Below are 14,268 nucleotides of genomic sequence, written 5' to 3'. Positions count from 1 at the left end.
TTTGTTTTATTAATAACATATAGTATAGTGAATCAATTAAACGTATAGTGAATCAATTAAACTTTTAACCAAATTAAACTAAATTTTATGAAACAAATTTTATCGTTTAAGTATTTAACTTTTGCTGCTTTTATGCTTTTATGCGGGGTATTTTATGCCCAAGAAAAGTCTATAACTGGGCAAGTAAAGGATGCCAGTGGGATACCGCTTCCTGGTGTCAATGTTCTTATTAAAAACACAACAAAAGGTGCGCAGACGGATTTTGATGGTAATTTTACAATTAATGGTAAACCAGGCGATGTTTTGGTGATTTCTTATATAGGAATGAAAACTACTGAAATTACTGTAGGTTCAACATCCAATTACAACATAACCTTACAAGAAGATGCTTCGCAGTTGGACGAAGTTATAGTAGTAGGGTATGGCACCCAGAAAAAATCTGATGTAACAGGATCTATTGTGAGTGTTAGCTCGGAGGAATTAATGGATAGACCTGTGAATAACGTTTTTGAGGCTCTACAGGGTAAGGCAGCGGGGGTAGATATTACATCTAGTGAGCGCCCAGGTAATATTGGAAGTGTTCGTATTCGTGGTAATAGATCATTATCGGCCGGTAACTCACCGCTTTATGTTGTAGATGGAATTCCGTTGTTGTCTTCTTCTGCAATAGAGACATTAAATCCTAGAGACATTGAATCCATTGAAGTTCTAAAGGATGCTTCTTCCACCGCTATTTACGGATCACGTGGTGCCAATGGTGTAATTATTGTAACCACAAAGCAAGGAAAAGTGGGGCGCTTCTCTTTGGATTATTCAGGAACAGTCACAACATCAAATATTGTTAATCTGTCACCATCTATGAGTGCGGCCGACTTTATTGAGTTTCGTAGATGGGCCGCGTATAACTTAGACCCTAACACATATGCACATCCAGATTCTCCAACTTTTGAAAATGACAGAACTATTTTTGATAGTGGTCTTGATGGGCAAACCTCTAGAGACAATGTATTGCGAGGATGGGAAAACGGCTCATGGGATCCGTCTAAGGTTGTAAATACAGATTGGACAGATTTTGTTAATAAAACATCAATCACTACAGAGCACTCTATAAGTGCAAGTGGAGGTACCGAAAAAATGAAAGCTTATGGGTCTTTTGGTTATTTGAATAATGAAGGTACACAAAAGGGGCAGTCTTACGATCGCTATACAACAAAATTTAGCACGGAAATAAAGCCAACAGATTGGTTTACATTGTCAGGGACAATGAATGTTTCTTGGAGCGAACAGAATGTTGGGTATTCAACGTTGGGAGGACGAAGTGTTTCAGGTTCCATATATGGAGCGGCAAATACCATTTACAATATGGCAGTGCCTTATGATAGTGATGGCAATTTAGTTATCAATCCAGGAGGGGAATCAACAACTTACACTATTATTGATGAATGGAAAAAGAGTACACAGATAAACCAAACAATGCGTGCTTTAGGAAGTTTTTCTGCGGCCTTTGATATAGGGAATATTGTTAAACCTTTGGAAGGCCTTAGCTATAAAATAAACTTTGGACCGGATTTTCGTCATAATAGAGGAGGTGCTTATATAGATGGATCATCGGCTCATAGAATAATTTCTGATGGTAGCGAAGGTCCAAGTTATGCAAGCTTAAGTAATAATCGTGATTTTTCATGGACTTTAGATAATATGTTGATATATGAACGCAAATTTGCTGATATCCACAATGTTGGTCTTACCCTGCTTCAAACGGCTTCATCATGGAACCAAGAGTCATCAAGTATGTCTGCCAATGGTATAGCCAAAGATTCATATTTATGGAATGCATTTGATGATATAGACATTGCTAATACAGCTAGTGGTGCTAGAATTTCATCAGGAATTATAGAGCGTCAACTTAGTTCTTATATGGCAAGATTAAACTATGGTTTTGACGATCGCTATTTGTTGACGGTTTCAGGACGTTGGGATGGTGCATCTCAACTTGCGGAAGGTTATAAATGGGATTTTTTCCCTAGTGCGGCTTTAGGATGGCGTATAGATAAAGAGAATTTTATGGGTAATGTAGATTGGATTCAAAACCTTAAGCTACGTTTAGGAATGGGGACCACAGGGAACTCTTCAGTAAGTCCTTATGCAACCAAAGGAGATATCACTTCTATTTTTCTTCCCTTTAACGGATTATCTAACCAAATAGGATATACAACTAATGAGCCATATTATTCAGGAACTCAGTTAACAATGGCAAACTCAAAACTTGGATGGGAAAAAACAACCCAATACAATTTAGGTATTGACTTTTCATTATTTAGAAATAGAGTAAGCGGTAGTATAGATACCTATAAATCTTACACTAATGATTTAATATTGGAGGTTATAATACCCACTTTAACTGGTTTTCCTTCCACTTTTGCTAACGTAGGTAAAACTAGTAATCAAGGAGTAGAGATAACTCTAAATGTTACACCAATTGAAACTGCATCTGGTTTTACATGGGATTCAAATTTAAATGCAGCATGGCAGAAGGATCAAATTGATGAATTAGCTTATGGAAAGAATGATATGGTGGACAATGAATGGTTTATTGGGGAATCAATCAGTGTTCAATATGGATATGACAATGAGGGGATTTGGCAAGATACCCCTGAGGATCTAGCAGAAATGGCCTTATGGAATGTTAATGGAGAAAATTTCACACCTGGTAATGTGCGTCCAAAAGACCAAGATGGTGATTATGTAATGACTGAGGAGGATCGTGTTGTATTGGGTAACAGTAATCCTAAGTGGACGATGGGTTGGAATAACACATTTGCCTATAAAGGATTGGAGTTAAGTGTAAATATGTATTCAAGAATGGGCTATGTAGCAAATTTAGGAGGGGCAGCACTAACGGCTCATACGAATCAACGTGAAATTGATTATTGGACTCCAGATAATCCAAACGCAGAATTTCAAAAACCAATTCTTGGGCAAGCAACATCTGGTTCTCAAGATGATTACTCTGGACTTTTAGGATTTACCAAGGCTTCATTTATCAAAATAAGAAATATTTCTTTGGGTTATAATTTTCCTAAAGAACTTTGTTCTAAAAATGGATTTAGTAATTTAAGGGTTTATGCCCAAGCTATTAACCCAGGTAGTATATATCAATCAGTAGATTGGTATGATTTTGATGTTCGAAATACGATTTTTAACAGAAGTTTTGCTTTTGGGATTAATATTGGAATGTAAATCGAATTATATAAAACTAAACAATAACATTAAAAATATAAGAAAATGAATAACATTAAATGTATTGGAATTGGACTTTTGATAATCATGGGGTTGTCAGTTAGTTCATGTGCTAAAGATTTTCTAGATGAAGAACTTACTACACAATATTCAACACAGTATTTTGAAACGCCAGAAGGTTTAGAGGATTTGACTATATCGCTTTATGGTAACATACGTTGGCATTTTGGATTTGAATGGTCTTATGGCACAACACTTTATGGAACCGATGAGTTTACAAATGCAAACGATTTAACGAATGAAATGTGGAACACGTACGATAACCGTTTTAGTCCACTAAAACCCACTCCTGCAACTGGTGCTGCAAATAACAACGCAACGTCTCCAAGTGATTTATGGGATCAAATGTATTATGGTATTGCTTCTTGTAATACTATCATAGCCAATGCAAATAAAATTGCTAATGATGAAATACGTAATCGCTGTTTAGCTCATGCTTATTTTTTACGTGGGTATAACTACTACCGCTTAACAGCCCAATATGGAGGCGTGGTGCTTCAAACGGAACCAGCAGCAGGGGTTATTCGCAATTTTAATCGTGCAAGTGAGGAAGATTGTTGGGAGCAAGTTGTATCAGATTTACGAAATGCATATAGTCATTTTGAAGGTGAAGTTTTTACTTATGGAAAGGGAATTACATGGACAAAGGCCACTGCGGCCCATTTTTTAGCAAAAGCTTTATTGTTTAGATCTTCAGAACGTAATGATTCTTGGAATAGTTCATATAAACAGAACGATCTGCAAGAAGCAATAGATGTTACAACTTATGCAATTAATGCCCGAGGGCCATTAACAAGTAATTACAGTGACCTTTACGCTAATTGGACTGGAGTAGATAATGAAAATGAAAAACTTGATGAAATATTAATGGCAGCAGGGCATAATGCAGATGCTGCGACTTCAGGTCGTTTTGGAAACAGAACTTACAACTATTTTACTCCACAATTTTCCAATTTTTCGTCAGGTTGGGTTAGACGTGGTGTATGGATAGGAGGTATGGATTTTCAACGTTGCCGACCTACCGAATATAGTTACAGTGTTTTTGATCATGTTAACGATGCTCGTATGTGGAAAACATTTAAAACCGTTTATGGTATTAATAATGTTGCCAATGCTAATCTAGGTGTGAAAGCAGGAGATCCAGGTATTTTGATGATTTTAAATACAAAAGATGATCAGACATATAACGGGTACAACTTTGGTGCTTATACCCAAAATCCAAATTGGAGAGATGATAATGGACGTCTCCCAGAATGGAAAATAGGTTCACGTCAATCTGCAACCTCAGGGTCTTTAGCGAGCACTACAGGGCAGTATGTTCCTAATGTTTCGGTATTGTATCAAAATGGAACTTATGTAGCTCCGAACTTTAAGAGTCAGCCAATTTGTAATTTCTTTGCAGGAATTAATAAAACAGACGATGGATCACGTTTTGCTGAAAAAGGAGATGCTCACCGCGATGTAACTATGGCACGCCTATCTGAAACTTATTTGTTACGCGCGGAGTGCTATGTGCGTCTTGGCCAATATGGTAATGCAATGACAGATATTAATGTGGTACGAGCTCGTGCCCAATGGAAAAATGGTGAAAACAGGTCTTTTTATAGTGATGGTTCTCAGGCGTTTGTCAATAATTCATTAAATGTTGGAAGTGCGGCTACAAATTATATTAATTCAAATTTAAATATGAATACATATTATTTGTCTAATCCAACTATTCCTGTTACTACTGCGGCGTCAAATTTAACGTTAACGTCATTTCCTAGTAGCTTACCTGCTGAAGATGAAGAGGTGTTAACTAAAATTGGTGCAACAAGTGATTATGATCGTGCATTAAATTTTATTCTTAATGAACGTACCAGAGAATTGTTGGGAGAATGGCAGCGTTGGGAAACTTTGTCTCGAACTGGGACTTTAGTGAAACGTGCAAAAGCCTTTAATCCAGAAGCAGCACCTAATATAACAGCTAACAAGCACGAACTTCGCCCAATACCACAATCATTTATTGATGGTTTATTGAATGAAGATGGTACCAATTTATCTGATAGCCAAAAAGCTGCATGGCAAAACCCAGGATATTAAGTTGTTAAAAGATGGAGTAGTCTAAATTTTTTAGACTATTCCTCTTTAATGTCTTTAGAGTAATAAATATGATATTTACAATTGACTGTTTAGAAATACACTACAAAAAGACAATATACACAGTCTATCACTTTTTCTCCTGTAATCTATATTTATAAAATTTATTTCAAAGGTATTAACTATAAGAAATATTGGGAATATATCAATTAAAGGCTAGTCCGTTAAAGTGTAGGGAAAATGATTTTTTTTAATTGATATACTAAAAAATATTAAACATCAATCTATGATAAAAATGAGAATTATATCATTAATGATTTGCATTTTTTGCACTTCAATACTTATAGCTCAAAACAACGAACAAAATGTTAGGATCAACCAACTTTTTAATTTTGATTGGAAATTCAAAATAGGGAAAAACTCTGAAGCTTCAAATTTTACATTTGATGATAGTGACTGGCGTAAGTTAGATTTGCCACATGATTTTCAGATAGAACAGCCTTGGGATAGCACAGCAAACAGAGGGCGTGGGTATAAAGCTTTAGGAGAAGCGTGGTATCGAAAAACATTCAAAGCTGATTCTAATTGGATAGGTAAACGAATTTTGCTTGATTTTGAAGGAATCATGTTATCAGGGGAAGTTTGGTTGAATGGAAAGAAAATTGGAGGAATGCCTTATGGTTATCTCGGTTTTGAAGCTGATATATCACATATTATTAGATATGACACAGCCAATGTGGTTGCAGTTCGTTCTACCACTGAAGGTAATTCTCGTTGGTACACTGGTGGAGGAATATTTCGCGATGTGCATTTGGTAATAAAAGACTCAATTTCCATCGCACGTCACGGTGTTTTTATTACTACGCCAAAGATTACTGATCAGAATGCTGAAGTTAGTGTACAGGTTGAAGTAGCAGGGATTAAGGATAAGGAATTGGATGTTGAGATAATTGCAAAAATATTTTCTCCAGAAGGTAAACAAGTCGCTGAGACTAAAATTTTTGCACCTCAAAAAACTAGACTATTGGAAGTGGAAGTGCCATTGCCAAAAATTAATATAGCTAATCCTCAACTATGGTCTTGCGAAACGCCCAATTTGTATTCTGCCGAAGTTGAATTGGTGCTAAATGGTGAAGTAATTGATAAACTCACCGAAAAATTTGGAATACGTACTATCGAATTTTCTAAAGAATTTGGTTTGAAGCTTAATGGGAAGAAAATTTTTCTAAAAGGTGTAGCCAATCATCATGACTTAGGAGCAGTTGGAGCTGCAGCTTATGAAACATCTATCGAAAGAATGATGGACAAATTAAAAGCATTTGGTTTTAATCATATTAGAACGTCTCACAACCCTTACTCGGAATCATTTTTTAAACTTGCTGATGAAAAGGGTATTTTAATAGTAGATGAGTTGTACGATAAGTGGGGAAGTATAGCTGCCTGGGCAGGAAGTGCTCCATGGAACGATATCTGGTATGATAATATTAAAGAGTGGGTAAAACGTGATAGAAATCATCCTTCGGTAATTATGTGGAGTTTTGGTAATGAATTGCAATTTCAAGAAGAAAGATGGAATTGGCCGACAACAGATTGGGGCGTAACTACTTACCGAATTATGGACGTCGTAGCCAAACGTTATGATCCTACCCGTAAAACTACTGTGGCTATGTATCCTGCACGTGCAAAGGGTATTAAAAGACATGATCCAGGTTTTAATGATATAGAAAATATAGTTCCTCCTGAACTTTCAACGGTTACCGATATTGCTAGTTATAATTATGAGTGGGATGATTACCAGGAGTACTTAAAACATGATCCCAACCTTATTATTTATCAAAGTGAAGCTGTCACAAACGAGTTGGCTGCACCTTACTTTGGTATGGATAGAGATAAAATGATTGGATTGGCGTATTGGGGAGCCATTGAGTATTGGGGTGAATCTCAAGGATGGCCTAGAAAAGGATGGAATTATTCATTTTTTAACCATGCTATGGAACCTTTTCCTCAAGCTTGGTTAACTAAAAGCATCTTTAATGATGAGCCATTAGTACATATTGGTGTTGTTGATAGTGAAGGAGAAAAGAAAATGTGGAACGATGTGCTAGTAGGGCAGAAAGTAATTTCTTCGCATTGGAACAGACAACAAGGTGAAAAGTATAATTTATATACTTACACAAATACAGAGGAAGTAGAGTTATTTGTGAATGGAAAATCTATTGGAGTTCAAAAAAACTCTCCTGATGTATCTAAAAGAAATACTATTTATTGGAAAGATGTTCCGTATGAATCGGGTTCAATCAAAGCTGTTGCCAGAAATAATGGAAAAGTTGTAGCTGAACACGAATTGGAAACAACTGGAAATGCAGTGGCATTAAAAATAGAATATGAAAATGAAGATTGGAATGCAGATGGCATGGAACTTCAATATGTAAAAGTTTATGCCATTGACAGTAAAGGGAGAAAAGTGCCTACGGCAACAGGTGAAGTTACTTTTGATGTTAGTGGTCCAGTACATATTATTGCTGTTGACAATGGTAATCATTCCAGCAATGATTTATTTGATGGTAATAAGAAGGATCTACACTATGGTTTTGCCATGGCAATTTTACGAGCAGGGCAAACCGCTGGAAAAGTAAAAATTAAGGTATCTACTCCCGGGCTAAAAGCAGCTTCAGCAACGTTACATGTTAAATAGGTTAACATGGGAATAAGCTTTAAAAAAACAATAGCAATATTTGGTTCATTAATAGCAGTACTTTGTGCTTGTCAAGAACAAGAAAAGAAATTGGAGTTAAACATACCCACCGTTTCGCAAGTTGGTGCTATCATAGAGATGCCCTTTGATATTGAGCCTATTGTTGGTGCTCCTTTCTCAATGCCAGAATTTACTAGACCGTCATTTCCCGATGTTTCGGTAAATATTGCTGATAAAGGCGCAACGGAATCTATTGCAATTACTGATATAGTAAACCGAGCAATAGATGAAGTTAGTGAAAAAGGTGGAGGTACGGTGGTTATTCCCCAGGGCAAATGGAAATCGGCAAGAATACAGCTTAAAAGTGATGTAAATCTTCATATATCAGAGGGAGCGATTGTAGAATTTTCGGGTGTAGTTTCAGATTGGTTACCAGCAGTATTTACACGTCACGAAGGCATCGAATTATTAGGAGCTGGTGCATTTATTTATGCTAATGGTCAAGATAATATTGCTGTTACTGGTAAGGGAACTATTCTAGGTCCAGAATTAGATTCAGAAGTAAGAAAACGAACAAATACATCGGCTGACGTGGAAAAGGACGTGCCTATAGACATGCCTATAGAAGAACGTCTTTTTGATGGTATGGAAGGTCGTGAATTTCAACCACCGCGTACTATTGCGCCTATCAACTGTACTAATGTATTTATAGAAGGTGTTACAATGACCCGAAGTGCTATTTGGAATGTTGTTCCAACGTACTGTGAGAATGTAATTATTCGAGGTATCACTGTAAACTCATTGGGAATTCCCAGAGGGGATGGTATAGATGTAGAGTCCTCTAAAAATGTGCTCATAGAATATTGCACATTAAATTGCGGAGATGATTGCTTTACCTTAAAATCTGGGAGAGGTAAACATGGGGAGCGTATAGGGAAACCAACAGAAAATGTAGTGATTCGTTATTCCTTGGCTCAACAAGGTCATGGGGCAATTACATGTGGTAGTGAAACGGCTGGAAATATCAAAAACATTTATGCCTACGATTGTGTTTTTAATGGGACATATACAGGCTTTCGTTTCAAGGCTTTTAGGCCAAGAGGCGGAGGTACAGAAAATGTACTTTATGAAAGAATACGCATGATTGATGTAAACGACGCTTTTGTTTGGGATATGTTAGGTAGTCGTCGATGGATTGGAGAACTTGCAGATAGACTTCCTCAGCGAAAAGTAAATGAATTAACACCAATAATAAGAAATTTACACTTTAAAGACTTTATTGTAGAATCATCAAACAAATTCATTAACGCTAATTGTATCCCTGAATTACCCGTTAAAAATGTGCTAATAGAGAATGGAGAAGTGCACTGTAATGAGCTTATTCCTAAACTAAATGATGTTGATGGCTTTTTATTTCGCAACCTTTCTATTTACTCAAAAGATAATAGTATTAACATTTTAGACGGCAAAAATATTGGATTTACTAATGTACAGTTTAATGTGCCTTATAAAAAATTAGCACTCAACTTACAGGGTCAAAATTCTTCACCCATTTCTTTTCAAAGTGAATCCGGACAGGTTTATGTTAATGATAACATTAATGATTTGGCTTTAAAAAATGGATTTGTTACAAATGAGGAATAATAATGTTTAATCCATGAGTGGGTTCAATTTTATTAGATCAAGAATAAATATTACAATGATTAGAAATATAAAACATATTGTCAAACTCTTTTTTCTAGTAGGCTCATTAGCTCTTTATGGACAACAGCCAGAGGCTTCTTTAGAAAAAATTAGAAATGAATTTTCTACTCCTACCGATATTGCCCGTACAAAACTGTGGTGGTTTCATGGAGAAACTGAAACCACACGAGAAGGTATTACTGCCGATTTGGAGGCGTTTAAGCGAGAAGGAGTTGGCGGGGTGGTATATTACGACCAACAACATGGTGAAGGAGAGAATGCTTTAAAAGCTTTCTCAGCCGAATGGTGGGATATGTTTCGTTTTGCAGCTCAAGAAGCAAAGCGATTGGGTTTAACATTTGAAACACATCTATCTAATGGGTATGTTTCTGGAGGACCATGGATTACTGAAGATTTAAGTATGCAACGTATCGTTGCTGCGGATACTTTGGTTGAAGGAGGGAAGGTTTTTAACGCTAAGCTTCCTCTACCAGACCTCAGAAGTAAGTCGGGAGTTGTAAACGATGTTGCTGTTGTGGCTTTTCCCGTACCAGATGGGAACTGGAAAACCAGTTTAAACACCAAAGTCAAAATATCTACCAATATCAGTGAGTTAATTGTAAATGATGTTTTCTTCCCAAAAAGCAGAGGACTTATTAAAATTCCGGAACAGAAACCTGGAGAATCAGTCTACCTTAACGTAGTATTTGATAGCGCATTTACAGCACGTAGCATAACATATAGTCTTCGTCCAGAAGGAAAATCAAGAACAGGAGCAATGAATTTTCCTGGACCTCCTTCTGAGCTTTTTTATGGCTACGGACATGTAACAAGACCAAATGTAGGTCAGTTAGAGGGGTCTGATGATGGTGTTAATTATACTAAAATATGTGATTTAAAACCCATGTATGAATCACCGTCATGGAATCAGAGAACAATTTCTTTTCCAGCAACCAAAAAGAGATATTTTAGAATAAACTTGCATGATTGGACACATCCTAAAGATAAAAACCATGAATTGGAAATAGGTCATGTTGTTATTTCTTCACAAGCTAAAATGGATCAATGGGAAGAAAAAGCTGCGCTTAACTCAGAATACATAGAAGCAGATGAAACTCCTAACTATCCCAATTCAGCAACAATAAACCCTAAGGATATCATTGATTTAACTCAGGAATTAAACGACAAAGGGGAATTAAATTGGCATGTGCCAAAAGGGCAATGGGTGATTATGCGTTTCGTTAGAGTGCCTATTGGAGTAAAAACAAAGCATGGCAGACCCAATTTAATGGGATTAGAAAGTGATAAATTGTCAGCAAAGGCTACCAAGGTTCAGTTTGATAATTATTTTAAGGTCATGAGAGATTCTTTAAGTAAGATAGGAATTTCATTAAATGGATTGCATATGGATAGCCATGAAGCTGGTTCACAAAACTGGTCTCCAGGGTATGCCAATAAATTTAAAAAATTAAGAGGGTACGCTATTACTAAATATCTTCCTGCCTTACAGGGTTATATTGTTGGTTCAAGGGAGGAAACAGGTGCATTTCTTCATGATATGAGATTGACGCTTTCGGATTTAGTATCTGAAGAATACTTTGGTACTTTAGATAGTTTATGTAGAGCAGAAGGTGTAACATTTACAGCACAAGCTGTAGGTAATGGTTTAACCATGGTAGCAGATAATGTTAAGGCGAAAGGTCAGGTTGAAAAACCACAAGGAGAGTTCTGGGCTTATCAAACTCATGGTAGTTATGATGTAAAAGGGACTTCTTCAGCAGCTCATATTTATGGAAAGCCAATAGCGTCGGCTGAAGCATTTACAGATATGAAATTTGGTCAATCTTTGGCCGATATGAAGAATGTTGCCGATTATGCCTTTGCCTTTGGAGCTCAGGAATTTGTTGTTTGTGCTTCGGCCTATCAGCCTTTGATAGATAAATTTCCTGGTAGTACAGGTGGAGGAAGGGAATATGTGCTCAATAGGAACAATACGTATTGGAATTACAGTCGTCCATTTTGGGATTATCAAGCCAGATGTGCAGCATTAATGAGAAATGGTAAAGCGGTAATCGATTTATGCATTTATTTAGGAGATAATTCTCCGGTTAAATTATTAGCTTATCGTTTGCCTGAAATTCCTGAAGGTTATGATTTTGATGTAACTACAGAGGATGGGTTAATAACGAGAATGCAGGCAAAAGATGGACATGTTGTTCTGCCAGATGGCATGAGCTATCAAATGCTAATTCTAGAACGTCAGGCTGTAGTCTCTTATGCCGCTTTGAAGAAAATAGCAAGTTTGGTAAAAGCAGGTGTGCCTGTTTGGGGCGCTAGACCTTTAGGTTCTGGAGCTTTAAAGGATCTTTCCTTTTCAAAAGAATATCAAGATTTAGTTAATCAATTGTGGGGCTCAGATAAATCGGGAATTAAAACCTATGGAAAAGGTAAAGTTTATTGGGGGATGAGTGTAGAAAAAGCTTTATCAAAAGAAGGTATAAAGCCAGATGCAGGATTAAAAAGTAAATACGAGCCAACAGATAAAGTGTATTTTGCGCACCGTAAACTTACGGATACAGATATTTACTTTTTAAACAACCATAGTCCAAATGTTTTTAATGATACCATTCGTTTTCGTACCGATGCTACAAAGGCAGAATATTGGGATCCTGTAACAGGTAATCAATACAAACTTCCAGTAGAATCTGTAGATGATAAGGGTTTATTGTTAAATTTAAAATTACAGCCTAATGAGTCAGGATTTGTTGTCGTTTCTAAAGACTTTACAAATAGCCTGCCAGTCAAAAACTTAAATTCTAAGGAAGAAATAAGTTCAATAGAAGGTTCTTGGAATGTCTTTTTCAATCCAAAATACGGAGGACCTGGAGAAGTCACTTTTAATAGTTTGGAAGATTGGACCCAAAGTGATAATGATGGAATAAAATTCTATTCAGGAACAGCTATTTATAAAAGGACGGTTAAGTTAAAGAAGAGCGATGAAAATGAACAGCTATTGCTTCGCTTTCCAAATTTAGGATCTATTGCCCAGGTTTATGTTAATGGTAAGGAGGTTTCAACTGTATGGTGTAGCCCTTGGGAAGCAGATATAACACCTTTTGTAAAGAAAGGAAAGAACAAACTGGAAATTCACGTTACGAATTCTCTAAGAAACCGAATGGTTGGTGATGCATCCTTACCACAAGAAGATCGTATTACCTATGCCTATCCAGAAGTTACAAAAGCAACTGACCGTTTAGTGCCTTCAGGGATTATGGAAGACTTATGGATAGTAAGGCGATTAAAACAGAAGTAAAAATCATTATGCTATGATTGGAAATCAAGAATAGCGAACAAAATATTTATTCTGTTTCATGAGCTTCTAAAACTAAAATAAAAACTAATTAAATAACATTTAAACCATTTTGTTATGCAACATATTCTCATTAATAAACGACGAATAATTCTAATGCTTTTTTTAGCATTTTCAATGACAGGCTTATTTGCCCAAAAGAAAAATGTCATTCACCCAGGTGAAGTTTGGCCAGATAAAGATGGAGAACACATTCAGGCGCACGGTGGAGCTATTTTTAAGATTAAAAACACTTATTACTGGTACGGAACAGAACGCTCTAAAGAACTGGATCCAGATTCCCGTTATGTAGCCTGTTACTCATCTAAAGATTTAATGAACTGGAAAAATAGAGGCATTGTATTTCAAATGTCTAATCCAGACACGCTTGCTAATAATTGGGTGCTGGAACGCCCAAAGGTGTTTTACAATCAAAAAACAAAAAAATATGTCATGTATTTTCATGTGGATGTGAACTACAAATTAGCCCAGGTAGGAATCGCGGTAAGTGATAAAGCTACAGGACCTTTTAAATATGTAAGACGTTTTCATCCATTAGGTTATGAGAGCAGGGATATTGGTCAATTTATAGATGAAGATGGTAAAGCATATTTGATTTTTGAAGATAGACCTAGTGGAGGTTTTAGAATTGCCAAGCTTACGGAAGATTTTATGGATGTAGAAAAAAATATGTCGCTTGTAAAAGCAAGAATTGAAGGAGGGACTATTGTAAAAAATGATGGACTCTATTATTGTTTAGGCTCAGGTTTAACAGGCTGGAATCCTAACCCAAATCAATATGCGACAGCTACCTCTCTCGAAGGGCCTTGGTCTGAATTTAAAAACATTGCACCTCCAGAAGTAAATACTTATAGTTCACAATCCACTTTTTTATTAAAAATAATTGGCTCTGAAAAAACTTCTGTGATTTTTATGGGTGACATCTGGAAACCCGATGCGCAATGGGATTCACGCTACCTATGGATGCCTATGGAAATTGGAGACGGGAAATTATGGTTGCCAGAGCCAGCGCCTTGGACAATTAATGTCAAAACAGGAGAAACAAAAATTTTAAAGTAAAAAACGCCTAATAGATCCAATTTAAATAAATCATGGGATTAAAAGAAAAATAATAGGCAGATAAAATCAATTACTAACTATC

At 36.3% G+C, this 14,268-nt stretch carries 6 protein-coding genes; all 6 read left to right on the top strand.

Going from position 1 to position 14,268, the window contains the following annotated elements; genetic code table 11:
* Positions 1-87 precede the first annotated feature (87 nt).
* Entirely contained in the window at positions 88-3,240 is a 3,153-nt protein-coding gene (locus tag ACGK9U_RS09085) for a SusC/RagA family TonB-linked outer membrane protein (protein WP_394466058.1), read from the top strand.
* Between the two features lie 45 nt (positions 3,241-3,285).
* A complete protein-coding gene (locus tag ACGK9U_RS09080) occupies positions 3,286-5,382 on the top strand; it encodes a RagB/SusD family nutrient uptake outer membrane protein (protein ID WP_394466057.1) in 2,097 nt (698 codons plus the stop codon).
* A 310-nt stretch (positions 5,383-5,692) separates the two neighbouring features.
* Positions 5,693-8,074 (top strand): glycoside hydrolase family 2 TIM barrel-domain containing protein, encoded by a 2,382-nt coding sequence (locus tag ACGK9U_RS09075; protein ID WP_394466056.1) that lies wholly within the window; start codon positions 5,693-5,695, stop codon positions 8,072-8,074.
* A 6-nt stretch (positions 8,075-8,080) separates the two neighbouring features.
* Positions 8,081-9,718 (top strand): glycoside hydrolase family 28 protein, encoded by a 1,638-nt coding sequence (locus tag ACGK9U_RS09070; RefSeq protein WP_394466055.1) that lies wholly within the window; start codon positions 8,081-8,083, stop codon positions 9,716-9,718.
* Positions 9,719-9,773: 55 nt separating this feature from the next.
* The gene (locus ACGK9U_RS09065) at positions 9,774-13,070 is read left to right on the top strand and encodes a glycosyl hydrolase (RefSeq protein ID WP_394466054.1); all 3,297 of its coding nucleotides are present in this window, start codon (positions 9,774-9,776) and stop codon (positions 13,068-13,070) included.
* Between the two features lie 114 nt (positions 13,071-13,184).
* Positions 13,185-14,186 carry a family 43 glycosylhydrolase gene (locus ACGK9U_RS09060; protein ID WP_394466053.1) on the top strand — a complete coding sequence of 334 codons (1,002 nt, stop codon included), beginning with the start codon at positions 13,185-13,187 and terminating at the stop codon, positions 14,184-14,186.
* Positions 14,187-14,268: the final 82 nt, after the last annotated feature.

Source organism: Mariniflexile sp. HNIBRBA6329 (assembly GCF_043558645.1).
In the GTDB taxonomy this organism is placed as follows: Bacteria; Bacteroidota; Bacteroidia; order Flavobacteriales; family Flavobacteriaceae; genus Mariniflexile.
The sequence above is the reverse complement of the archived record's forward strand: the minus strand, read 5'-3'. Positions and strand labels throughout refer to the sequence as shown.